Annotated in this window: 20 protein-coding genes and 3 pseudogenes; 16 read left to right on the forward strand and 7 right to left on the reverse strand. The window is 59.5% G+C overall.

The annotated features are described in order from the left end of the window. From ACYZTR_RS18850 to ccoP (ACYZTR_RS18875), 6 genes are all read left to right on the forward strand, one after another. Positions 1 to 201, forward strand: coding sequence for a cbb3-type cytochrome oxidase subunit 3 (locus ACYZTR_RS18850; protein ID WP_461979794.1), 201 nt, complete (start codon positions 1 to 3; stop codon positions 199 to 201). Next, entirely contained in the window at positions 198 to 1,151 is a 954-nt protein-coding gene (gene ccoP / locus ACYZTR_RS18855) for a cytochrome-c oxidase, cbb3-type subunit III (protein ID WP_461973239.1), read from the forward strand. Before ACYZTR_RS18850 ends, ccoP (ACYZTR_RS18855) begins: the two co-directional genes overlap by 4 nt. A gap of 482 nt (positions 1,152 to 1,633) precedes the next feature. Continuing rightward, a complete protein-coding gene (ccoN, locus tag ACYZTR_RS18860; RefSeq protein WP_461973240.1) occupies positions 1,634 to 3,076 on the forward strand; it encodes a cytochrome-c oxidase, cbb3-type subunit I in 1,443 nt (480 codons plus the stop codon). Next, the gene (ccoO, locus tag ACYZTR_RS18865; RefSeq protein ID WP_017337535.1) at positions 3,076 to 3,684 is read left to right on the forward strand and encodes a cytochrome-c oxidase, cbb3-type subunit II; all 609 of its coding nucleotides are present in this window, start codon (positions 3,076 to 3,078) and stop codon (positions 3,682 to 3,684) included. Before ccoN ends, ccoO begins: the two co-directional genes overlap by 1 nt. A 5-nt stretch (positions 3,685 to 3,689) precedes the next feature. Next, positions 3,690 to 3,875, forward strand: a complete 186-nt coding sequence (locus tag ACYZTR_RS18870) for a CcoQ/FixQ family Cbb3-type cytochrome c oxidase assembly chaperone (RefSeq protein ID WP_003175465.1) — start codon at positions 3,690 to 3,692, stop codon at positions 3,873 to 3,875. Next, positions 3,872 to 4,855 carry a cytochrome-c oxidase, cbb3-type subunit III gene (gene ccoP / locus ACYZTR_RS18875; RefSeq protein WP_461973241.1) on the forward strand — a complete coding sequence of 328 codons (984 nt, stop codon included), beginning with the start codon at positions 3,872 to 3,874 and terminating at the stop codon, positions 4,853 to 4,855. Before ACYZTR_RS18870 ends, ccoP (ACYZTR_RS18875) begins: the two co-directional genes overlap by 4 nt. A gap of 79 nt (positions 4,856 to 4,934) precedes the next feature. Here ccoP (ACYZTR_RS18875) and ACYZTR_RS18880 read toward each other — a convergent pair whose 3' ends face one another. After that, positions 4,935 to 5,921, reverse strand: a complete 987-nt coding sequence (locus ACYZTR_RS18880; RefSeq protein WP_461973242.1) for a metallophosphoesterase family protein — start codon at positions 5,919 to 5,921, stop codon at positions 4,935 to 4,937. Positions 5,922 to 6,220: 299 nt separating this feature from the next. Between ACYZTR_RS18880 and ACYZTR_RS18885 the strand changes: the two genes are divergently transcribed. From ACYZTR_RS18885 to ACYZTR_RS18925, 9 genes are all read left to right on the forward strand, one after another. Beyond that, entirely contained in the window at positions 6,221 to 6,421 is a 201-nt protein-coding gene (locus ACYZTR_RS18885) for a hypothetical protein (protein ID WP_461973243.1), read from the forward strand. A 285-nt stretch (positions 6,422 to 6,706) separates the two neighbouring features. Beyond that, positions 6,707 to 8,113: a cytochrome c oxidase accessory protein CcoG gene (gene ccoG / locus ACYZTR_RS18890; RefSeq protein WP_461973244.1), complete on the forward strand. Its 1,407-nt coding sequence runs from the start codon at positions 6,707 to 6,709 to the stop codon at positions 8,111 to 8,113. Positions 8,114 to 8,124: 11 nt separating this feature from the next. After that, complete coding sequence (locus tag ACYZTR_RS18895) at positions 8,125 to 8,664, forward strand: FixH family protein (protein WP_461973245.1); 540 nt, start codon at positions 8,125 to 8,127, stop codon at positions 8,662 to 8,664. 173 nt (positions 8,665 to 8,837) lie between these two features. Continuing rightward, positions 8,838 to 11,288, forward strand: a complete 2,451-nt coding sequence (locus ACYZTR_RS18900) for a heavy metal translocating P-type ATPase (RefSeq protein WP_461973246.1) — start codon at positions 8,838 to 8,840, stop codon at positions 11,286 to 11,288. Between the two features lie 22 nt (positions 11,289 to 11,310). Beyond that, the gene (gene ccoS / locus ACYZTR_RS18905; RefSeq protein WP_007905420.1) at positions 11,311 to 11,529 is read left to right on the forward strand and encodes a cbb3-type cytochrome oxidase assembly protein CcoS; all 219 of its coding nucleotides are present in this window, start codon (positions 11,311 to 11,313) and stop codon (positions 11,527 to 11,529) included. After that, positions 11,522 to 12,205, forward strand: a complete 684-nt coding sequence (locus tag ACYZTR_RS18910; protein WP_461973248.1) for a sulfite exporter TauE/SafE family protein — start codon at positions 11,522 to 11,524, stop codon at positions 12,203 to 12,205. Before ccoS ends, ACYZTR_RS18910 begins: the two co-directional genes overlap by 8 nt. Positions 12,206 to 12,346: 141 nt before the next feature. Further along, a complete protein-coding gene (gene hemN / locus ACYZTR_RS18915; RefSeq protein WP_461979796.1) occupies positions 12,347 to 13,729 on the forward strand; it encodes an oxygen-independent coproporphyrinogen III oxidase in 1,383 nt (460 codons plus the stop codon). Positions 13,730 to 13,856: 127 nt separating this feature from the next. Next, positions 13,857 to 14,591 (forward strand): fumarate/nitrate reduction transcriptional regulator Fnr, encoded by a 735-nt coding sequence (gene fnr, locus ACYZTR_RS18920; RefSeq protein WP_282380436.1) that lies wholly within the window; start codon positions 13,857 to 13,859, stop codon positions 14,589 to 14,591. A gap of 79 nt (positions 14,592 to 14,670) precedes the next feature. Continuing rightward, positions 14,671 to 15,219 (forward strand): adenine phosphoribosyltransferase, encoded by a 549-nt coding sequence (locus tag ACYZTR_RS18925; RefSeq protein ID WP_154852465.1) that lies wholly within the window; start codon positions 14,671 to 14,673, stop codon positions 15,217 to 15,219. A gap of 139 nt (positions 15,220 to 15,358) precedes the next feature. Here ACYZTR_RS18925 and ACYZTR_RS18930 read toward each other — a convergent pair. From ACYZTR_RS18930 to dnaX, 5 genes and pseudogenes are all read right to left on the reverse strand, one after another. Next, a pseudogene (locus ACYZTR_RS18930) lies at positions 15,359 to 15,946 on the reverse strand (acyl-CoA dehydrogenase family protein). A 73-nt stretch (positions 15,947 to 16,019) separates the two neighbouring features. After that, on the reverse strand, positions 16,020 to 16,622 hold the full coding sequence (gene recR / locus ACYZTR_RS18935; RefSeq protein ID WP_046047871.1) for a recombination mediator RecR: 603 nt from the start codon (positions 16,620 to 16,622) through the stop codon (positions 16,020 to 16,022). Positions 16,623 to 16,687: 65 nt separating this feature from the next. Next, positions 16,688 to 17,722, reverse strand: coding sequence for an NADP-dependent oxidoreductase (locus ACYZTR_RS18940; RefSeq protein ID WP_461973251.1), 1,035 nt, complete (start codon positions 17,720 to 17,722; stop codon positions 16,688 to 16,690). Positions 17,723 to 17,988: 266 nt separating this feature from the next. Beyond that, complete coding sequence (locus ACYZTR_RS18945; RefSeq protein WP_008028561.1) at positions 17,989 to 18,327, reverse strand: YbaB/EbfC family nucleoid-associated protein; 339 nt, start codon at positions 18,325 to 18,327, stop codon at positions 17,989 to 17,991. Positions 18,328 to 18,393: 66 nt separating this feature from the next. Then, entirely contained in the window at positions 18,394 to 20,490 is a 2,097-nt protein-coding gene (gene dnaX, locus ACYZTR_RS18950; protein WP_461973253.1) for a DNA polymerase III subunit gamma/tau, read from the reverse strand. A gap of 95 nt (positions 20,491 to 20,585) precedes the next feature. Here dnaX and ACYZTR_RS18955 point away from each other — a divergent pair. Next, positions 20,586 to 20,756 (forward strand): annotated as a pseudogene (locus ACYZTR_RS18955) (amino acid ABC transporter substrate-binding protein); the annotation flags it as partial. On the opposite strand, the pseudogene ACYZTR_RS18960 reads toward ACYZTR_RS18955, so the two are convergent. After that, a pseudogene (locus ACYZTR_RS18960) lies at positions 20,753 to 22,452 on the reverse strand (putative bifunctional diguanylate cyclase/phosphodiesterase). The pseudogenes ACYZTR_RS18955 and ACYZTR_RS18960 sit on opposite strands and share 4 nt — an antisense overlap. Between the last annotated feature and the right edge of the window lie 50 nt (positions 22,453 to 22,502).

The following is a 22,502-nucleotide window of genomic DNA, read 5'->3' on the forward strand; positions in this document are numbered from 1 at the left end:
ATAGTGAGCGAAATGAGCAGTGGAATGATCCGCGGCCTGGGCACGGTCGTGGTGTTCCTGGCCTTTGTCGGCCTGACGCTGTGGGTGTTCAACGGCAAGCGCAATCCGGAATTCGCCGAAGCGCGTTTGCTGCCGTTCGCCGATGAACCCCTATCCGACGATGCCACCCAAGAACCTGAAACAAGGAGTACCCGGCCATGACCACCTTCTGGAGTACGTGGATCTGCGTACTGACCATCGGCAGCCTGATCGGCCTGACCTGGCTGCTGATCGGCACCCGCAAGGGCGAAACCAAGGGCAGCGTCGACCAGACCATGGGCCACAGCTTCGACGGGATCGAGGAGTACGACAACCCGCTGCCGCAGTGGTGGTTCATGCTGTTCGCCGGCACGCTGGTGTTTGCCGTGGGCTATCTGGTGCTTTACCCAGGGCTGGGCAATTGGAAAGGCGTTCTGCCGGGTTACGAGGACGGTTGGACCGGCGTCCACGAGTGGGAAAAGGAAATGGCCAAGTCGGATGCGAAGTTTGGACCGATCTTCGCCAAATTCGCAGCGATGCCCGTGGAAGAAGTGGCCCAGGATCCGCAAGCGCTGACAATGGGCGGTCGCCTGTTTGCCTCCAATTGCGCGGTCTGCCACGGCTCTGATGCCAAGGGCGCCTTTGGCTTCCCCAATCTGGCTGACAACAGCTGGCGCTGGGGCGGCCATGCCGACACCATCAAAGCCACGATCATGGGCGGTCGCATGGCCGCGATGCCGGCCTGGGGAGTAATCCTCGGTGATGCCGGGGTGAAGAATGTCGCGGCGTATGTGCGGCATGACCTGGCCGGCCTATCGTTGCCTGCCGACAGCGGCGCCGACCTGAAAGCCGGACAGCAAGCGTACAGCACGATGTGCGTAGCCTGTCACGGGGCGAACGGCCAGGGCACTGAAGCCATGGGTGCGCCGAATCTGATGCAACCGGCCGGTTTTATCTATGGAACAGGCCTGACGCAGCTTGAACAAACGATTCGTCATGGCCGCCAGGGCCACATGCCGGCGCAGAACGAACTGCTCGGCAACGACAAGGTGCAACTGCTGGCCGCCTACGTTTACAGCTTGTCACAGGGTCTGACCACCCAGCGTTTGCAGGCTGAAGGCAAACACGAATAAATCTCGACCGCTCTGCTGCCGCATTCTTTGGATGCGGCAGTTCCCTGCCCCTTTGCGACCCATTGTCGCACCCTCCGTTAGTCCTCCTTTCAGTTCCCCAGATTCGGGGCTAAGCTTGCTCCGATGCGGACTGGCGTGAGCCGGTTCCAGGTCGACCCAACCCCGATGTGTTCGACGAATCTGCTCGATGACAAGCCGCAAAGGCTGGTAGATACCGGCTGTCCTGCCAATTGCCATCTGTCACCCGATCGTTATGTTTGAACATACCCCGTTACATCCGACCTGACCCCCTCACCATTTTCGTCTGCCGCGACATTTTGCCCTTGGGCAATTTTGTCCTTACGCGGCGCATGGAAAGGCCGCAGAATCAGCTTTTGAAAGCATTGACCCAGGTCATGGCGCGTTGCAATGACCCCCCGCTTTCTCCATACTTGCGACCGATTTTTACTCCTAATAAAACACCCAAACCGTGGAACCTTAGAATGAGCACAGCAATCAGTCCGACTGCTTATAACTATAAGGTAGTCCGCCAGTTCGCCATCATGACGGTGGTCTGGGGGATCCTTGGCATGGGGCTCGGTGTCTTCATTGCCTCGCAACTGGTCTGGCCGGAGTTGAACTTCGGTCTGGAATGGACGAGCTTTGGACGCCTGCGCCCGTTGCACACCAACCTGGTGATTTTCGCCTTCGGTGGTTGTGCACTGTTTGCCACTTCTTATTACGTCGTGCAGCGAACCTGCCAAACGCGACTGATTTCCGACAGTCTCGCGGCCTTCACCTTTTGGGGTTGGCAAGCGGTGATCGTCGGTGCAGGCATTTCCTTGCCGCTGGGCTACACCACGTCCAAGGAATACGCTGAATTGGAATGGCCTATCGCCATTTTGCTGGCCATTGTCTGGATCACCTACGCCGTGGTGTTCTTCGGCACCATCACCAAGCGCAACACCAAGCACATCTATGTGGGTAACTGGTTCTACGGTGCCTTCATCGTTGTGACGGCGATGCTGCACATCGTCAACCACGCTTCCCTGCCGGTCAGCTTGTTCAAGTCCTACTCGGCCTACGCCGGTGCGACGGACGCGATGATCCAGTGGTGGTACGGCCACAACGCGGTGGGTTTCTTCCTGACCACCGGCTTCCTGGGGATGATGTACTACTTCGTTCCGAAGCAGGCCGAGCGTCCGATCTACTCCTATCGTCTGTCGATCGTGCACTTCTGGGCGCTGATCACCCTGTACATCTGGGCCGGTCCGCACCACCTGCACTACACCGCTCTGCCGGACTGGGCTCAGTCGCTGGGCATGGCGATGTCGATCATCCTGCTGGCGCCAAGCTGGGGCGGCATGATCAACGGCATGATGACCCTGTCGGGCGCCTGGCATAAGCTGCGCACCGACCCGATCCTGCGCTTCCTCGTTGTATCGCTGGCCTTCTACGGCATGTCGACCTTCGAAGGCCCGATGATGGCCATCAAGACCGTCAACTCGCTGTCTCACTACACTGACTGGACCATCGGCCACGTACACGCCGGTGCGTTGGGCTGGGTGGCGATGATCTCGATCGGTGCCATCTACCACATGATCCCGAAACTGTTCGGTCGTACGCAGATGCACAGCATCGGTCTGATCAACGCGCACTTCTGGCTCGCGACCATCGGTACCGTTCTGTACATCGCTTCGATGTGGGTCAACGGCATCACCCAGGGTCTGATGTGGCGTGCAATCAACGACGACGGCACCCTCACCTACTCGTTCGTCGAAGCGCTGCAAGCCAGCCATCCTGGTTTCATCGTTCGCGCCCTGGGCGGTGCGTTCTTTGCCAGCGGCATGCTGTTCATGGCCTACAACGTATGGCGTACCGTACGTGCCTCGAACCCGGCTGAAGCCGAAGCCGCCGCTCAGATTGCTGTAGTTGGAGCTCACTGATGAAGCATGAAGCAGTCGAGAAGAACATTGGCCTGCTGGCCTTCTTCATGGTGATCGCCGTCAGCATCGGCGGCTTGACCCAGATCGTTCCGCTGTTTTTCCAGGATGTCACCAACAAGCCGGTCGAAGGCATGAAGCCTCGCACCGCCCTTGAACTGGAAGGCCGCGACATCTACATCGCCAACGGTTGTGTCGGCTGCCACTCGCAGATGATCCGCCCGTTCCGTGCTGAAACCGAACGTTACGGCCACTACTCGGTTGCCGGTGAAAGCGTCTGGGACCACCCGTTCCTGTGGGGTTCCAAGCGTACCGGTCCGGACCTGGCCCGTGTCGGTGGTCGTTACTCCGATGACTGGCAGCGTGCGCATTTGTACAACCCGCGCAACGTGGTGCCTGAGTCGAAAATGCCGGCCTACCCGTTCCTCGTGGAAAACAAGCTCGACGGCAAAGACACCGCCAAGAAAATGGAAGTGTTGCGCACGCTCGGCGTCCCTTACACCGACGAAGACATCGCCGGTGCCCAGGATGCTGTGAAGGGCAAAACCGAAATGGACGCGCTGGTGGCCTATCTGCAAGGCCTGGGCACCATCATCAAAAGCAAACGGTGATTTAGATGGATATCGGGATGATTCGTGGCCTGGGCACCGTTGTTGTGATGGTGGCCTTCATCGGTCTGGCGTTGTGGGTGTTCAGTCCCAAGCGCAAGTCGGAGTTTGAAGACGCGACCTTGCTGCCTTTCGCGGATGATCCCGAAGCCATCAAGCACGTCGAGCAAGCTTCTAGGAGTAACAAAGAATGACTACGTTCTGGAGTCTGTACGTCACAGTCCTCAGCCTCGGCACGATCTTCACCCTGACCTGGCTGCTGCTGTCCACCCGCAAGGGCCAGCGCAGCGAAGCCACCGAAGAAACGGTTGGCCACTCCTTCGACGGGATCGAGGAGTACGACAACCCACTGCCGAAATGGTGGTTCATGCTGTTCGTGGGCACCATCATCTTCGCCCTGGGCTACCTGGTTCTGTACCCGGGCCTGGGTAACTGGAAAGGCCTGCTGCCGGGTTACAACTACCTCGATAACGACAAGCAGACCGCGTTCGCCAACGGCCAGAACGGCTGGACCGGCGTTCACGAGTGGGAAAAGGAAATGGCCAAGTCGGACGCCAGGTTCGGCCCGATCTTCGCCAAGTTCGCTTCCATGCCCATCGAAGAAGTGGCCAAAGACCCGCAAGCCCTGAAAATGGGTGGCCGCCTGTTCGCCTCCAACTGCTCGGTTTGCCACGGTTCCGATGCCAAGGGCGCTTATGGCTTCCCTAACTTGACCGACGCCGATTGGCGCTGGGGCGGCGAGGCAGAAACCATCAAGACCACCATCATGGGTGGCCGTCACGCGGTCATGCCGGCGTGGGCCGAAGTGATCGGCGAGCAAGGCGTCAGCGATGTTGCCGCATTCGTACTGACCAACCTTGATGGCCGCAAGCTGCCGGAAAGCACCAAGGCTGATCCGGTTGCCGGGCAGAAACTGTTCGCTGCCAACTGCGTGGCGTGCCACGGTCCGGCAGGCAAAGGTACACCAGCAATGGGCGCACCTGACCTGACTCACCCGGGCGCGTTCATCTACGGTTCGAGCTTCGCTCAACTGCAGCAGACCATCCGTTACGGCCGGCAGGGCCAGATGCCTGCGCAGGAACAGCTGCAAGGCAACGACAAGGTTCACCTGCTGGCGGCTTACGTCTACAGCCTGTCTCACGGTGAGAAGGCTCCGGTGGCGGACGCCCAGTAAGGCAAACGTTTCAAGCAATAAAAAACGGCCCCGCCAATGTGAATTGGCGGGGCCGTTTTCATTTCTGCCTCAAACCTGCTTACTTCAACACAGGAATGAGCTTCACGACTTCACGACTAGGCCAGTTACTTTTTTGTACTGCGCTGATTTTCAGAGACTTTCGATCTTCGGTAAAACTGCCAATCAGATAGGTTTGCTGAGAAGCAGATCCGCTCATGAATACCGGCACTTCGCCAAACAACTCCCATTTTTTGGCATACGTATGGACCCCTACCCCCCAGTGATCATGCCCGCCAAATACAGCAGTCACTTTGTATTGCTCGATCATCTGCTTAAACCGGGAAATTTGCGCATCACTGCCTGCCCAGTCATAAACCTTGTGCATATTGAGAATGATAATTTTGCCCTGCGCTCTCGCGTTCTTTAGATCACGCTCAAGCCAGTTCAACGCATCAGTCACTTCAAAGGACGTTCGAGCAAACGGACTACCGGAAGTAAAACTTACGGCATACGTCGGCTCGTTATTCAACTGAACCACATGTACATCACCGAACTCCTTTGAGTAGGCGAGACTGCCGTAATAAATCGTCCCAAGACCCGCACTTCTTGCCGCCAGGTCCATGGACACCCCCTTCCCCCAATAGCGCGCCTTGAGGTCATTGATACTCCCGGCCGCACAACTATTCAAAAAACAATCGTCTACGTTATTGGCATAATCATGATTACCCAGACCGTAATCATAGAGCCCCTCCAGTTTATTCTCGAACACCGATTTCATATATGAGCGCTCGCCCCCATGACCAAAGGCGGTGATATCTCCGTTAATCATCACTGGTATCCGCGACGCGCCGCCATTGAGCGCTCTGAAGCTGGCAATGTCGGAATACTGAAGTTCTATCAGTTCTCGTGATCGTCTTTCTTTGTTCGGGTCCGTAAGGTTCTCATCGGTGAGGTCGCTCCACGGGTACTGCGAATCTGAAGCAAATATCATATGCCGAGGCGAATCTGCAGCGTATGCCCCCGACATGACCGACAACACGGCAAGACAGCTCAATACTTTATACATTTTAGATAACATAGAATTCCATTTCCAAAACAGCGTGATTTTCAGTTGAGTTACAAACTCCAGTTAAAAACTAACGTAAAGCGGCGCTCAAAACAAACCCTCGCAATACTCCGCACAGCAAAACTTATTACAAGACTCATCCACTGCCTATTTAATAAATTGAAACCTATGCTTGATAGCACCTGACTGCTGACAGCTGATAGTTTTACTTCCAGATTGATGACGGGGTAAAAAGACCACTTCTCAAACACCCTCATCAACGCCAACCCAACCGTTATTCAACACACAAGGAAGTCATTATGTCCGAGCAAAACACTAGCACCCACCACCCCGACAACATTGAACATCTAACGAACAATGAAGATGCACCACTGACAGAAGTGGTCAACGAAACAAGCATCCCGAAACCTCGTGCAAAGTTCGCGAATATCGAAAGCAGCGCAGATAGAAAACGCGGTACCGGCGGACTGGACAGCTTGGGAGGCGGCCGGCTTCCTTGAGGTTGGGCTAACCGCCGCAGTTATGGAGTGCAGCGCAGCGCGCTGCACTCCATTGCGGTATCGCGCGTCGGTGCCAAGGAGGAATATGATTCGTCTATAGTCAATTGACCTGCATCACGTTTTGTTACATTCGCTACACCATTCGAGATTTTTCACCAACGCGACTAAAGGTCGCACCCTTGGGCTAGAGCTACAGGCGTATCATTGCGCCACTGCAACACCTCTTTTTGACCGCGGTCGGCATGTACTGACCGGGGCATTTTTCCACTGCCGTGGGATGCAATGATGAGCAACCAGATTCCGGTACACGACGTCACACCTGCCAAGAACAACAGTGTCGACCTCTACGCCTCTCGAGAAAAGATCTACACCCGCGCCTTCACCGGCCTGTTCCGCAACCTGCGGATGATGGGCGGTGCCGGGCTGTTTCTGTTGTATTTCGGTACGGTCTGGCTGAGCTGGGGTGGCCATCAGGCCGTCTGGTGGAACCTGCCGGAGCGCAAATTCTTCATCTTTGGCGCAACCTTCTGGCCTCAGGACTTCATCCTGCTCTCGGGGATCCTGATCGTCAGCGCCTTCGGCCTGTTCTTCATTACCGTGTACGCCGGGCGAGTTTGGTGCGGCTATACCTGCCCACAGAGTGTCTGGACCTGGATTTTCATGTGGTGCGAGAAGGTCACCGAAGGCGACCGCAACCAGCGCATCAAGCTCGACAAAGCGCCCATGAGCGCCAATAAATTCCTGCGCAAACTCAGCAAACACTCGATGTGGTTGTTGATCGGCTTTGTGACCGGCATGACCTTTGTGGGTTACTTCTCGCCCATTCGCGAGCTGACCATCGACTTCTTCACGGGTGAAGCCGACGGCTGGTCGTATTTCTGGGTCGGCTTCTTCACCCTCGCCACCTACGGCAATGCCGGCTGGTTGCGCGAGCAGGTGTGCATTTACATGTGCCCGTACGCGCGCTTCCAGAGTGTGATGTTCGACAAAGACACCCTGATCGTTTCCTACGACCCGCGTCGTGGTGAAAGCCGCGGCCCGCGCAAGAAAGGCGTCGACTACAAGGCCATGGGTCTGGGCGACTGCATTGACTGCACCATGTGCGTCCAGGTCTGCCCGACCGGTATCGACATCCGCGACGGCCTGCAAGTCGAATGCATTGGCTGTGCGGCCTGCATCGATGCCTGCGACAGCATCATGGACAAGATGGATTACCCGCGCGGCCTGATCAGTTACACCACCGAGCACAACCTGTCCGGGCAAAAAACCAATAAACTGCGCCCGCGCCTGATCGGTTATGCCACGGTGCTGCTGGCGATGATCGCTTTGCTGATGACCGCGTTCTTCATGCGCTCGCTGGTCGGTTTCGACGTCAGCAAGGACCGTGTGCTGTACCGCGAGAACGCCGAAGGCCGGATCGAAAACGTCTACAGCCTGAAGATCATGAACAAGGATCAGCGCGACCACACCTACGTGCTCGAAGCCGCTGGCTTGCCGGACCTCAAGCTGCAAGGCAAGCGCGAGATCAAGGTCGCCGCAGGCGAGATCTACAGCCAGCCCGTCGAACTGTCCATGGCCCCGGAAAAACTGCCATCGAGCACCAACGAGGTGAAATTCATCCTCAAGGATGCCGATGACGACAACGTCCACATTGAAGCTCAGAGCCGGTTCATCGGCCCACAAGTTCGTTGAGAGAAGTGATCATGCCCGCAGCAAATGCCGCAAGTCCCTGGTACAAGCACCTTTGGCCGTGGATCATCATCGCCATCCTGGCGTGCTCCGTGACGCTGACCTTGTCCATGGTGACGATCGCGGTGAAAAACCCGGATAACCTGGTCAACGACAACTATTACGAGGCCGGCAAAGGCATCAACCGCTCCCTCGACCGTGAACTGCTGGCGCAGACCCTGCTGCTGCGCGCCAGCGTTCATCTGGACGACGTGACCGGCGAAGTCGATCTGCGCCTGAGCGGCAACAGCCAGCCCAAATCCCTAGAGCTGAACCTGATCTCGCCGACACAGCCGGAGAAGGATCGCAAGATCACCCTGGCGCGCAGCGAATCCGAACAGGGCCGCTACATTGGCCAGCTGAACGACAAGGTCGATGGTCGCCGCTTTGTAGAACTGCTGGGCGTACAGGACGACAAGACCTGGCGCATGTTCGAAGAAGAACAGGTCAGCCATGACAAGGATTTGCTGCTGGGTGATGAGCCGCTGCAGGGTGCGGAAGACCTGAAGAAGTAAAGTTGCAATGTGGCGAGGGGATTTATCCCCGTTGGGCTGCGAAGCGGCCCCAGCATTCTTCCAGTCATGTTTTGCTAACAGGTTTCACGACTGCTTCGCAGCCGAACGGGGATAAATCCCCTCGCCACAGAACCTGGCCCGGTTTTAACAATATTGTTTTCATGGCCACTAAGATGACCACCCAACTCCCCTGCTACCACTGCGCCCTGCCCGTCCCGGCCGGCAGCCGCTTCACCGCTGCCGTCCTCGGTGAAACCCGCGAGTTCTGCTGCCCGGGTTGCCAGGCCGTGGCCGAAGCAATCGTGGCCGGCGGCCTGGAAAGCTATTACCAGCATCGCAGCGAGTCATCGGCCAACCCCGAAGCGCTGCCGGTGCAGTTGGTGGACGAACTGGCGCTGTACGACCGCGCCGATGTACAAGCACCCTTCGTCCGCCACGAAGGCGAACTCGCCGAAACCACTCTGTTGATGGAAGGCATCAGTTGCGCCGCGTGCGGCTGGTTGATCGAGAAACACCTGCGCGGCTTGCCGGCGGTGACCGAAGCGCGCCTGAACCTGTCCAACCATCGCCTGCACGTACGCTGGGCTGCCGCGCAACTGCCGCTGAGCCAGGTGCTCAGCGAATTGCGCCATATCGGATACGCCGCCCACCCGTATCAAGCCGATCGCGCCAGCGAACAACTGGCCAGCGAAAACCGCCTGGCCCTGCGCCAACTCGGCGTGGCCGGGCTGCTGTGGTTCCAGGCGATGATGGCGACCATGGCCACCTGGCCGGAATTCAACATCGATCTCAGCCCCGAGCTGCACACTATCCTGCGTTGGGTCGCACTATTTCTCACCACCCCTATCGTGTTCTACAGCTGCGCGCCATTCTTCAAAGGCGCGATGCGCGACTTGCGCACCCGCCACCTGACCATGGATGTCTCGGTCTCGCTGGCCATTGGCAGTGCTTATATCGCCGGGATCTGGACGTCGATCACCGGCGTCGGTGAACTGTATTTCGATGCGGTGGGCATGTTCGCGCTGTTCCTGCTGGCCGGACGGTATCTGGAACGCCGCGCCCGCGAACGCACCGCCGCCGCCACCGCGCAACTGGTCAACCTGTTACCCGCCTCGTGTCTGCGCCTGAGTGCCGACGGCCAGAGCGAGCGGATCCTGCTCAGTGAATTGCGCGTCGGCGATCAGGTGCTGGTGCATCCCGGCGCAATCCTTCCGGCTGACGGCAAGGTCCTCGACGGACAGTCGAGCATCGACGAGTCCCTGCTCACCGGCGAATACCTGCCACAGCCGCGCATGCCGGGTGATGCCGTCACCGCCGGCACGCTGAATGTCGAAGGTGCATTGACCGTGGAAGTCCTGGCGCTGGGTCAAGACACCCGACTGTCCGCCATCGTCCGCCTGCTGGACCGTGCTCAGGCCGAGAAGCCGCGACTGGCGGAAATTGCCGACCGCGCCGCGCAATGGTTCCTGCTGCTGTCGCTGATTGCCGCTGCCGTCATCGGCCTGATCTGGTGGGAACTGGATTCGTCGCGGGCCTTCTGGATTGTATTGGCGATGCTCGTTGCGACATGTCCGTGCGCTTTGTCCCTGGCCACGCCGACCGCCCTCACTGCCGCCACCGGAACACTGCACAAACTCGGTTTGCTGCTGACTCGCGGTCATGTGCTGGAAGGCCTTAACCAGATCGACACGGTGATTTTCGACAAGACCGGCACGCTCACCGAAGGTCGGCTGGCCTTGCGTTCGATTCGCCCGCTCGGCGCACTCAACAGCGATCAATGCCTGAGCCTGGCCGCGGCCCTGGAAAACCGCTCTGAACATCCGATCGCCCGCGCATTTGGCCGCGCGCCGCTCGCTGCCGAAGAAGTCCACAGCACGCCAGGGCTGGGTCTCGAAGGGTTGGTCGGCGAGCAACGCCTGCGCATCGGCCACCCGGGTTTTGTCTGTGAACTCAGTGACGCTGCCGTGCCGTTGATGCCGGATGAAGCCGGTCAATGGCTGTTGCTCGGCGACAGCCAGGGGCCGTTGGCATGGTTTGTTCTCGACGACCGTTTGCGTGCCGACGCACCCGCCCTGCTCGCCGCCTGCAAGTCTCGCGGCTGGCGCACGCTATTGCTGTCTGGTGACAGCTCGCCGATGGTCGCCAGTGTCGCCGCGGAACTCGGCATCGATGAAGCCCTCGGCGGCTTGCGTCCGGACGATAAATTGCAGGTCCTGCAACAGCTGCACAAGGAAGGACGCAAGGTGTTAATGCTCGGTGACGGCGTCAACGACGTGCCAGTGCTGGCCGCCGCCGACATCAGCGTGGCCATGGGCTCGGCCACTGATCTGGCGAAAACCAGTGCCGACGCGGTATTGCTGTCGAACCGCCTCGACGCACTGGTACAAGCCTTCAGCCTGGCTCGACGCACCCGTCGGGTAATCATCGAGAACCTGCTGTGGGCCGGGCTGTACAATGGCCTTATGTTGCCGTTCGCTGCCCTCGGCTGGATCACACCGGTATGGGCCGCAGTCGGCATGTCCATCAGTTCGTTGACCGTGGTGCTGAACGCCTTGCGCCTGACTCGCATGCCAAAGACGCCTGCGGTCAGCGCCACGCCAGAAACCCGCCCGCTGCCGGCCTGAGCCGCGTGGGCATGGAGTCCAGATGCCAGCTCTCTATGTGATGATCCCGGCCGCGCTGCTGATCGTGGCCATCGCCATTTACATCTTCTTCTGGGCAGTCGACAGCGGTCAGTACGACGACCTCGACGGCCCGGCCCACAGCATTCTGTTCGACGACCAGGACCCGAACCACAAGGCGGCCGTCGACGAGGCCAGCGGCCATCCGGCCAAACCGGACGACAAGGCCCCACCCCATGCTTGAGTTGGCGCCGCTGCTGGTGTCTGCAGTGATTCTCGGTCTGCTCGGTGGTGGGCATTGCCTGGGCATGTGCGGCGGTTTGATGGGCGCGCTAACCCTGGCGATTCCTCAGGAACAACGCAGCCGACGCTTTCGACTGCTGCTGGCCTACAACCTGGGGCGAATTCTCAGCTATGCAACGGCCGGCCTGCTGATCGGCCTGGCCGGTTGGGCGGTGGCCAACAGCCCGGCGGCGATGTTCATGCGCATCATCGCCGGAATGCTGTTGGTCGCCATGGGCCTGTACCTCGCCGGTTGGTGGAGCGGCCTGACCCGCATCGAAAGCCTCGGTCGCGGCCTGTGGCGGCATATCCAGCCGGTTGCCAATAAACTGCTGCCGGTGTCGAGCGTACCCCGCGCGTTGCTCCTGGGCGCGCTCTGGGGCTGGCTGCCGTGCGGATTGGTTTACAGCACGTTGCTGTGGTCGGCGAGTCAGGGCAATGCGCTGGACAGTGCGCTTTTGATGCTCGCGTTCGGGCTGGGCACCTGGCCCGTGTTGCTCGCCACGGGGCTGGCGGCTGAACGGGTTACGGCGTTGTTGCGCAAGCGTAGCGTGCGGATGGCTGGCGGATTACTGGTGATTCTGTTCGGCATCTGGACTTTGCCGGGGCCGCATCAGCATTGGCTCATGGGCCACTGACCCTGTGGCAAGGGAGCAAGCTCCCTCGCCACAAAAGCCAACCATGGCCGCCCATCACCTTTGATGCAAATCAAGATGCCCCACCGCCCCGCCCCATAGACTCGCTGACACTGCCAGCCTATCCGGGGGAATGCCCGCATGTTGCTCGACGCCATTCGTTGGGACACCGATCTGATCCGCCGTTATGACCTGGCGGGACCGCGTTACACCTCGTATCCGACCGCCGTGCAATTCGACGGTCATATCGGCACCTTCGACCTGTTCCATGCGCTGCGCGAAAGCCGTAAGGCTCTGCGTCCGTTGTCGCTGTACCTGCATGTGCCGTTCTGCGCGAACATTTGCTACTACTGCGCCTGCAACAAAGTCATCACCAAGGATCGCGGCCGGGCTCTGCCCTATTTGCAGCGTCTGGAGCAGGAAATCCAGTTGATCGCCTGCCACCTCGACCCCGCGCAGAAAGTCGAGCAACTGCATTTCGGCGGCGGCACCCCGACCTTTCTCAATCACGATGAACTGCGCCAGCTGATGGCACAGTTGCGCAAAAGCTTCAACTTGCTGGACGACGATTCCGGCGACTACGGCATCGAAATCGACCCTCGCGAAGCCGACTGGTCGACCATGGGCTTGCTCCGTGAGCTGGGTTTCAATCGGGTCAGTATCGGCCTGCAAGACCTCGACCCGGCGGTGCAACGGGCGGTCAATCGCCTGCAAAGCCTGGAAGAAACCCGCGCGGTGATCGACGCTGCCCGCACCCTGCAGTTTCGCTCGATCAACATTGACCTGATCTATGGCTTGCCAAGACAGACACCCGAGAATTTCGCCCGCACCGTCGATGAAGTCATCAACCTGCAACCGGACCGCCTCTCGGTGTTCAACTACGCGCACCTGCCGGAACGCTTCATGCCGCAACGGCGAATCAACAGCGACGAACTGCCGACTCCGGCGCAGAAACTGGAAATGCTCCAGGGCACCATCGAGCAGCTGACCAAGGCCGGGTACCGCTACATCGGCATGGACCACTTCGCGCTGCCCGACGATGAACTGGCGATTGCTCAGGAAGATTCGACCCTGCAACGCAACTTCCAGGGCTACACCACCCACGGTCATTGCGACTTGATTGGCCTGGGCGTCTCGGCCATCAGCCAGATCGGCGACTTGTACTGCCAGAACAGCAGCGACCTGAATCAGTACCAGAACACGCTGGCCAGCGCGCAGCTGGCCACCAGCCGTGGTCTGCTGTGCAACACCGATGACCGCCTGCGACGAGCGGTTATCCAACAACTGATCTGCACTTTCAGCCTGGAATTCGCCCAGATCGAACAAGCCTTCAACATCGACTTTCAGGGCTACTTCGGCGAACTCTGGCCACAGTTGCAGGGAATGGCCGAGGACGGACTGATCGACCTTGATAACGAACGGATCACCGTACGGCCCGCCGGACGATTGCTGGTGCGTTCGGTGTGCATGGTGTTCGACGCGTACCTGGAACAGCAAAATCGCCAGCGTTTTTCACGGGTGATCTAGCAATCACCGCACTGTCGGTCTACGAAACGCTGATTAACGACCCTGCGACAAAATCGCCGCGTGCCTGAACGTCCTCCCGTGGGTTACCCTTACGGCTTATGTGTGTTTTCCCACAAGGATTGAAGAAATGTCCGAGCCAGTAAAACTGCGCGCTCATAACCAGGCCCATTGCAAGGATTGCAGCCTGGCGCCCCTCTGCTTGCCACTTTCTTTGAATCTGGAAGACATGGATGCGCTGGACGAAATCGTTAAACGTGGCCGCCCGCTGAAAAAGGGCGAATTCCTGTTCCGTCAGGGCGACACGTTCGATTCCGTTTATGCAGTACGCTCTGGCGCCCTGAAGACCTTCAGCCTGAGCGATGGCGGCGAAGAGCAACTCACCGGGTTCCACCTGCCGAGTGAACTGGTCGGCCTGTCGGGCATGGACACCGAAAAACACCCGGTCTCGGCACAAGCCATGGAAACCACGTCGGTGTGTGAAATCCCTTTCGAACGCCTTGACGAACTGGCGCTGCAACTGCCGCAACTGCGTCGTCAGTTGATGCGCGTGATGAGTCGCGAGATTCGTGACGACCAGCAAATGATGTTGCTGCTGTCGAAGAAAACCGCCGACGAGCGCATCGCCACGTTCCTGGTCAACCTGTCGGCCCGTTTTCGCGCCCGGGGATTCTCGGCCAACCAGTTCCGCCTGAGTATGTCGCGCAACGAAATCGGCAATTATCTGGGCCTGGCGGTGGAAACCGTGTCTCGGGTGTTCACTCGTTTCCAGCAAAACGAACTGATCGCCGCTGAAGGCAAGGAAATCCATATTCTCGACCCGATCCAGCTCTGCGCCCTGGCCGGCGGTTCGCTGGAAGGCTGATTTCGGCGAGTGCGGCTGAGCGAAACGGTTCAGCCGCCGTTATACTGCGTCGTTTGCAGCCTGCCAGGATTCTTCGACTATGGCCTTCGACTCCTTCGACATCAAATCCCTCATCCGCCCCGTGATCGACTTTCCCAAGCCGGGCGTGATCTTTCGCGACATTACCCCGCTGTTCCAGTCCCCCACGGCCCTGCGCCTGGTGATGGACAGCTTTGCCCATCGTTATGTCGAGGCCGACTTCACCCATATCGGTGCGATGGACGCTCGTGGTTTTCTGATCGGTTCGGTCCTGGCCTATCAATTGAACAAGCCACTGGTGCTGTTCCGCAAGCAAGGCAAACTGCCGGCCGACGTGCTGGCCGAGGGTTATGCGACCGAGTACGGCGAAGCGTTCCTCGAAGTCCACGCCGACAGCCTGTGCGAGGGCGATTCGGTGGTGATGTTCGATGACCTGATCGCCACGGGCGGTACGCTGATCGCGGCGGCAAACCTGATTCGACGCATGGGTGCTCGGGTTCATGAAGCGGCGGCGATCATTGATTTGCCGGAGTTGGGCGGGTCGCAGCGGCTGGAAGACATGGGTATTCCGACGTTCTGCCTGACGCAGTTTGCCCTGGACGATAAGTAAGGCAGCTGGGCTTGATTGATCGTTTCCACGCTCTGCGTGGGAATGCCTCAACGGACGCTCCGCGTCCGCTTTTGGGACGCGGAGCGTCCCGGGCTGCATTCCCACGCGGAGCGTGGGAACGATCAGGTCACCGTAAAACTCACAGTCCCATCTTACTGATGATCTCGTTCATCACTTCCCGCGTTCCGCCGCCGATCGACAAAATACGGTTATCGCGGTACAGCCGCTCCACCAGACTCTCGCGCCCAGACCACCAAGAATCTGCACCGCATCGGTAGTAATGCGATCAGCCGTGTCGGTAGCAAAATTCTTGGCCATGGAAATCTCCTTGATCACACTCTGCCCCGCCGCCATTTTCGCCGCCTGGCGGTAGGTGAATTCCCGTGACACTTCCAGCGCCGTGGCCATTTCGGCAAGGCGATGCTTGAGCCAGGCCGATGTCCAGCGAGCCGAGCCCCGCCACCAAGCCGCCGGAGCCGCAGCGCATCAGCTCTTCGCTGGCGGCGACCTTGGCGAACAGATCGCCTTCGTGGCTGCCACCCAGGGCTTCGGGGTAACCGATCCCCAAAATCCCCGCCGCTCCGGCCTTTTGGTAGAGCTCACGGGGAAAGCTTTCGGCTTCCTCCCACTGGTCGATGTCCGGCAAGATCTCGCGCTCGACGAAGCGTCTGACGCTGTCGCGGACCAATTGGTGGCTGGGGTCGAAGTATTCCTGAAAGGCAGGCATCGGCGAGCTCCACTGAAGGTTCAGCGAACTTACCGAGCGCTTGCTTGGTTTTCAAGAGGTGACACGGTAGAAGCTACAAAACGATCGGCTTACGCCCGGCAAACGAATGCGCCAACGTTCCGCCATCCACCAATTCCAGCTCGCCGCCCAATGGCACGCCGTGGGCGATACGCGAGGCGATCAGGCCTTTGTTGCTGAGCAATTGGGCAATGTAATGCGCTGTGGCTTCACCTTCCACGGTCGGGTTGGTCGCAAGGATGACTTCAGTGAACGTGCCCGCCTCCTCGATCCGCGCCAGCAGTTGCGGAATACCGATGGCTTCCGGCCCGAGTCCGTCGAGCGGTGACAGATGGCCCTTGAGCACGAAGTAGCGACCACGGAAACCGGTCTGCTCCACCGCGTAGACGTCCATCGGTCCTTCCACCACGCAGAGCAAGGTGTCGTCACGACGGGTATCGGCGCATTGCGGGCAGAGGTCATCTTCAGTCAGCGTGCGGCACAACCGGCAATGGCCCACCCCTTCCATGGCTTGGCTCAGTGCCAAGGCCAGTCGCGAGCCGCCGCTGCGATCACGTTCGAGCAACTGCAACGCCATGCGCTGGGCGGTTTTCTGACCCACACCTGGCAAAATTCGCAGGGCGTCGATCAGTTGGCGAATCAAAGGGCTGAAGCTCATGGGGAAAAGTCCGACAAAACAACGAGACGCGGTTTATACCCGCGCCTCTGATTAGCGTCAATTACTCAGTCCTGGGCGAGCCGCACAACCAGTTTGCCGAAGTTGCGTCCTTCCAGCAGACCGATGAACGCTTCAGGTGCCTGCTCCAGGCCATCGACCACGTCTTCGCGGAACTTCACCTTGCCGTCGCGCACCCACGGCGCCATGGCACTGACGAATTCCGGCTGACGGTCGCCATAGTCGTCGAATACGATGAAGCCCTGGATGTGCACGCGCTTGGTCAAAATCGTCCGTTGCAACTGCGGCAGGCGATCCGGGCCGCTCGGTGCTTCGTGGGCGTTGTAGGACGCAATCAGGCCACAGAGAGGAATTCGTGCTTTAGGTTTGAGCAGCGGCAGCACTGCATCGAAAACCTTGCCGCCGACGTTTTCGAAATAAATGTCGATGCCCTCGGAGCACGCCTTGGCCAATTCATCGGCGAAGTTCGGGCTCTTGTGGTCGATGCAGGCATCGAAGCCCAGCTCTTCAACCACGTAACGGCATTTGTCCGCGCCACCGGCCACGCCGACCACGCGCAGGCCCTTGATCTTCGCCACCTGACCGACCACCGAACCCACCGCCCCGGACGCCGCCGCAACCACCAGAGTTTCGCCAGCCTTGGGCTGGCCGATGTCCATCAGCCCCATGTAGGCGGTCAGGCCCGGCATGCCCAGCACACCCAACGCCATCGACGGGCTCGGCAGCCCGGACGGCACCGGCATGATGTTGCGACCGTCGCTGATGCTGTGGCTTTGCCAGCCGGTGGCGCCAACCACCAGATCGCCTTCGTGGAATTTCGGATTCAGCGAGCGCTCGACCCGGCTGACAGCGCCACCGGTCATCACTTCGCCGATTTCAACCGGTGCGGCGTAGGACGGCGCGTCACTCATGCGTCCGCGCATGTAGGGATCCAGAGACAGAAAAAGGGTCTTGAGCAGCACCTGACCGTCGGCGAGGTCCGGCAGCGCAACGCGCTCCAGACGGAAATGCTCCGGCGTCGGCGCGCCTACCGGGCGGGACGCCAGAACGATACGTTGGTTGAGGGTCAATGCGTCTGGCATGTGAGCGTCTCCTTTGATCGATGAATTCGGCGGTATAGGGAGCAGACCTTTATGCGGGTGTCGCGTTCGATGTTTCTACCTATTCTGATCATTCCCACGCTTCGCGTGGGAATGCCTCAATGGACGCTTCGCGTCCGCTTTGGGACGCGGAGCGTCCCGGGCTGCATTCCCACGCAGAGCGTGGGAACGATCGGTGTGGCAGAAACAAAAATGCCAGGCGCGGTGCCTGGCATTTTTTTGTAGCCCATCCGACGCGCTTTAGCGAATCAGAATGGCAGTTTCATACCCGGTGGCAGTTGCATGCCAGCGGTCATGCCGGACATTTTGTCCTGGCTGTTGGCTTCGATCTTGCGCACGGCATCGTTGACGGCGGCGGCGAAAACAGCCTCCAGCATCTCTTTGTCGTCTTCGCTCAAGCCTTCGACCAGGCTTGGATCGATGGTCACGCGCTTGACGTCGTGACGACCGGTCATTACCACGGTGACCATATCGCCACCGGCTTTACCGGTGACTTCAGCGTTGGCCAGCTCTTCCTGCATTTTGGCCATTTTTTCTTGCATCTGCTGCGCCTGCTTCATCAGGCCGGCCATGCCACCTTTCATCATGGGAATCACCTCAAAAGTACTTGGATAAAAACAGCGCCCTACCCTTTCGGCCGAACGCCTTCAGTATTAGCCCTGAGTGACCAGGGTCTCGACAGGCTCAATAGTATCGTTACGGACGACCGCACCGAACTGCTGCATCATTTGCTGGATGAACGGATCACCGTGGATCGACTCTTCCGCCTCGCGCTGACGGTTCGCCCGGCGTCGGGATCCGGCCTGGGCCGGGGTTTCCTGCTCGGGCTTGATCAGCTCCATGCTCAGGTTCAGCGTACGCCCATGAAACTGATTCAACGCATCGTTCAAGCGACGCTGTTGAGTCGCGTTGAACAACGCGCTGTGGGCCGGGTCCAGGTGCATCAGCCAGTTGTCACCCTCGACGGTGATCAGCGTGCAGTTGGCGGCGATACTGCCGGTCATGCCGGAGATCGGCAGTTTCGGGAACAGCTCCAGCCATTGCAGCGCCAGACCGGTGGCCGGCATGGCGGCCGGCTCAGGCTCGGGTTCCGGCACGGGATCGGCGGTGTGTTCACTGGCCAGTTCGTCGAGGTAGCTGTAGGCCGATTCCATATCCGGCTCGATGTAATCCTCGTCCAGCGGCGGCTCGTCGTCCAGGTCCATGCCCGGCGTCGCGGCATCGACTTCGGCCACCGACGGCTCTGGAATCGGCGCAGCGGCCCACTCCGGTGCGTCCGGCACCACGCTGTCGGGGGTCGGCAATGGCATCGGCGCCAATTCGGGTTGTTCGGCGGAAGTTTCCAGCACCGGCTCGACGGCGGGCTCCTGAACGACTTCGGGTTCTATCGGGTCGTTCCAGGGCAGATCGACGATTGCTTCGACCGCTACGGCCTCAACCACAGGCTCGGGTACGACGACGGCCGCGACTGGCTCAGGCTCGGGCGCTTGCACAGGAGCAACCACCGCCGCAATCGGCGCAGGCGCAACTGTTACCACTGCCGGTGCAACTGCCGCAGCCACTACCTGCGCAACAACGGGCGCGGCAGCCACTGAATTTGCGGAATCAACTGTGGCCTGGCTGATCCCCACTGGCTTTAACGGTTGCCTCGGAGCGTCCGCGGTGTCTGCCGGTCGGAACGCGAGCATTCGCAGCAGGACCATTTCGAAACCACCGCGCGGGTCCGGCGCCAGCGGCAAGTCGCGGCGGCCGATCAGGCCCATCTGGTAATAGAACTGCACGTCTTCGGCCGGCAGCGCCTGAGCCAGTGCCAGCACCCGATCGCGGTCGCCATGACCGTTGTCGACGCCTTCAGGCAGGGCCTGGGCGATGGCGACACGGTGCAGCACGTTGAGAATTTCCGAGAGCACGCCGCTCCAGTCCGGGCCTTGCTCGGCCAGGTGCCGGACGGCTTCAAGCAATGCCTTGGCGTCGCCTTCAATCAGCGCATGCAGAACGTCGTAAACCTGACCGTGATCGAGCGTGCCGAGCATCGCCCGTACGTCGGCAGCCATGACTTTGCCTTCACCGAAGGCGATCGCCTGGTCGGTCAGGCTCATGGCGTCGCGCATCGAACCGTCGGCAGCACGGCCCAACAGCCACAGCGCGTCGTCTTCGAACGGCACGTTCTCGACACCCAGCACGTGGGTCAAATGCTCGACCACCCGCTCCGGCGTCATGTTCTTCAGAGAGAACTGCAGGCACCGCGAAAGAATCGTTGCAGGAAGTTTCTGCGGATCGGTGGTCGCCAGGATGAACTTGACGTAGGGCGGCGGCTCTTCAAGGGTTTTCAACAGCGCATTGAAGGAATGGCTGGAGAGCATGTGCACTTCGTCGATCAGGTAGACCTTGAAGCGCCCGCGGCTCGGCGCGTACTGCACGTTGTCGAGCAGCTCGCGGGTATCTTCGACCTTGGTCCGGCTCGCGGCGTCGATCTCGATCAGGTCGACGAAGCGGCCCTCATCGATCTCACGGCACACCGAGCACTCGCCACAAGGCGTTGAAGTGATACCTGTTTCACAGTTCAGGCATTTGGCGATGATCCGCGCGATTGTGGTCTTGCCAACCCCGCGGGTACCGGTAAACAGATAGGCGTGGTGCAGCCGCTGGCTGTCCAAGGCATTGATCAGAGCCTTGAGCACATGGGTCTGGCCGACCATTTCGCGGAACGAGCGCGGACGCCATTTACGTGCAAGAACCTGATAACTCATCGAAAACCGTCGCAACGAAGGAACAGAAGCGGCTAATGCTAGCGGAGCAAGGCCAAAATTGCATCCGGTGCGCTCGTCTTATCTGGCTAAGAGAGTCTTTGTTGCAGGAACAGAATGTCGGTTGTTATGTGCGTAACGACCCCAGGATGCCGGTGCAACGCATTCTGCGCACCTTGCTGCGAATGAAAATGTCCGGTGAAATCGACGACATTATCCGGCTCTACATCGGTGGCGAACCACTCAACGAGGACAATGGCAAGCCTTAGCCTGCCTGCTCCAAAATCTGCCATTGCAGCGGCGCAACAAACCCCGCGACCCAGCCCGGCACGTCTGCGGGCGGCATCGGCCGGGCAATGAAATAGCCTTGAGCAACTTCGCAGCCCAGGCGCAGCAGCAATTCACCGTGCTCGATACTTTCCAGCCCTTCAGCGATCACCTGCCGGCCAAAGGCCCGAGCCAGACCAATGACCGCCATGGTCAGGGCCAGATCATCACGATCATTAACGATGTCGCGCACGAACGACTGGTCGATCTTGATGGTTTGGGTTTGCAAACGCTTGAGGTAGCTCAGGGACGAATAACCGGTGCCAAAGTCGCCCAATGAAAACTGCACCCCCAGCGCTTGACAGGCCTGCATACAGTCACTGACATGCTGAATGTTCTCGATCACCACCGACTCGACAATCTCCAGATCGAGCATCTGCGGAGCCACTTGGGGATGCCGGGCGAGCACGTGTTTGAGCCGGTCGACGAAATCCGCTCGCTGAAAATGTCGCGCCGCAATATTAATGCTGACTGGCCAGCCCTGCCCCACCTGCTGCCAATGGTGCAACTGCGACAGGACCTGATCCATCACCCATTCACCAATATCGATGATCAGGTCCGTCTCCTCCACCAGCGGCAAAAACTCCCGTGCCGGTACGATGCCCTGTTGCGGATGCTCCCAACGTAACAACGCCTCAAAGCCGACAACCTCACCACGACGCATATTCACCTTGGGCTGGAAATGCACGCGAAACTCACCGGCAGCCAGCGCCTGGCGCACTCGCTCGACCGTCTGGTGTGTGGCCTTGACCTCCTGATCCCGGGACACGTCGAACAAATGAAAGCGATTACGACCGCTTTGTTTCGCCACGTACATGGCCTGATCGGCATGACGCAACAAGGTTTCGGCATCTTCATTGTCGTGAGGGAACAGGGTGACGCCGATACTGGCAAACACATTGACACCCTTGCCATGCAGCGAGTACGGCGCCGAAATGGCGCCGAGCACCCGGTTCAACGCCGCACGCAGTTCCGGCAGATCACGCACGCAACGCAACACCAGCACAAACTCGTCACCGGCCAGCCGCGCCACCACATCTTCACCGCGCACAATGGCGCGCAAACGCTTGGCCACCTCGACCAACAGCAGATCGCCACTGGCATGCCCGAAGCCATCGTTGACCGCTTTGAAGTCGTCGAGGTCGAGCATGCACACCGCCAGCGGGATGTTTTCGTTCCGGGAGAACTCCAGCGCCTGATCCAGCAGATCCGAGAGAAAGGTGCGGTTCGGCAGCCCGGTCAGCACGTCATGCCCCACCCGCCATTGCAGAGAGTGCAGCAATTGGCTTTTTTCGCTGATGTCGAAACGAATCGACAGATAGCGGTCAACCCGCCCGGTAGCGTCATCAAGCACCGGCACCATGGTGCTGTCGACCCAATACAGGCTGCCATCCTTCGCGCGATTACAAATCTCGCCTTTCCAGACGTCGCCCAAGGCGATGGTGCGCCACATAGCCGCGAAGAAATCAGCGGAGTGCAGACCCGAGTTGAGAAGACGATGGTTCTGCCCGAGCAGTTCTTCGCGGCTATAGCCGGACACGGCACAGAATTGATCGTTGACGTGGGTGATCCGGCCGTTAGATCGGTCTCGGAAAAAATCGCGGCGGCATCCACGGCCCTGCGGTATTTCTCATCCATGAGTCAGGCTCGCTGTGGCTAGCGATGGTACCGCTCGACCAGTGCAGGAT

The organism is Pseudomonas sp. Hz4 (assembly GCF_054898165.1).

Excerpts from the sequence above, each read along its gene's own strand:
- ccoP (WP_461973239.1), top strand. The coding sequence starts at position 198 with ATGACCACCTTCTGGAGTACGTGGATCTGCGTACTGACCATCGGCAGC.
- ccoN (WP_461973240.1), top strand. The coding sequence starts at position 1,634 with ATGAGCACAGCAATCAGTCCGACTGCTTATAACTATAAGGTAGTCCGC.
- ccoO (WP_017337535.1), top strand. The coding sequence starts at position 3,076 with ATGAAGCATGAAGCAGTCGAGAAGAACATTGGCCTGCTGGCCTTCTTC.
- ACYZTR_RS18870 (WP_003175465.1), top strand. The coding sequence starts at position 3,690 with ATGGATATCGGGATGATTCGTGGCCTGGGCACCGTTGTTGTGATGGTG.
- ccoP (WP_461973241.1), top strand. The coding sequence starts at position 3,872 with ATGACTACGTTCTGGAGTCTGTACGTCACAGTCCTCAGCCTCGGCACG.
- ACYZTR_RS18880 (WP_461973242.1), bottom strand. The coding sequence starts at position 5,921 with ATGTATAAAGTATTGAGCTGTCTTGCCGTGTTGTCGGTCATGTCGGGG.
- ACYZTR_RS18885 (WP_461973243.1), top strand. The coding sequence starts at position 6,221 with ATGTCCGAGCAAAACACTAGCACCCACCACCCCGACAACATTGAACAT.
- ccoG (WP_461973244.1), top strand. The coding sequence starts at position 6,707 with ATGAGCAACCAGATTCCGGTACACGACGTCACACCTGCCAAGAACAAC.
- ACYZTR_RS18895 (WP_461973245.1), top strand. The coding sequence starts at position 8,125 with ATGCCCGCAGCAAATGCCGCAAGTCCCTGGTACAAGCACCTTTGGCCG.
- ACYZTR_RS18900 (WP_461973246.1), top strand. The coding sequence starts at position 8,838 with ATGACCACCCAACTCCCCTGCTACCACTGCGCCCTGCCCGTCCCGGCC.
- ccoS (WP_007905420.1), top strand. The coding sequence starts at position 11,311 with ATGCCAGCTCTCTATGTGATGATCCCGGCCGCGCTGCTGATCGTGGCC.
- ACYZTR_RS18910 (WP_461973248.1), top strand. The coding sequence starts at position 11,522 with ATGCTTGAGTTGGCGCCGCTGCTGGTGTCTGCAGTGATTCTCGGTCTG.
- fnr (WP_282380436.1), top strand. The coding sequence starts at position 13,857 with ATGTCCGAGCCAGTAAAACTGCGCGCTCATAACCAGGCCCATTGCAAG.
- ACYZTR_RS18925 (WP_154852465.1), top strand. The coding sequence starts at position 14,671 with ATGGCCTTCGACTCCTTCGACATCAAATCCCTCATCCGCCCCGTGATC.
- recR (WP_046047871.1), bottom strand. The coding sequence starts at position 16,622 with ATGAGCTTCAGCCCTTTGATTCGCCAACTGATCGACGCCCTGCGAATT.
- ACYZTR_RS18940 (WP_461973251.1), bottom strand. The coding sequence starts at position 17,722 with ATGCCAGACGCATTGACCCTCAACCAACGTATCGTTCTGGCGTCCCGC.
- ACYZTR_RS18945 (WP_008028561.1), bottom strand. The coding sequence starts at position 18,327 with ATGATGAAAGGTGGCATGGCCGGCCTGATGAAGCAGGCGCAGCAGATG.
- dnaX (WP_461973253.1), bottom strand. The coding sequence starts at position 20,490 with ATGAGTTATCAGGTTCTTGCACGTAAATGGCGTCCGCGCTCGTTCCGC.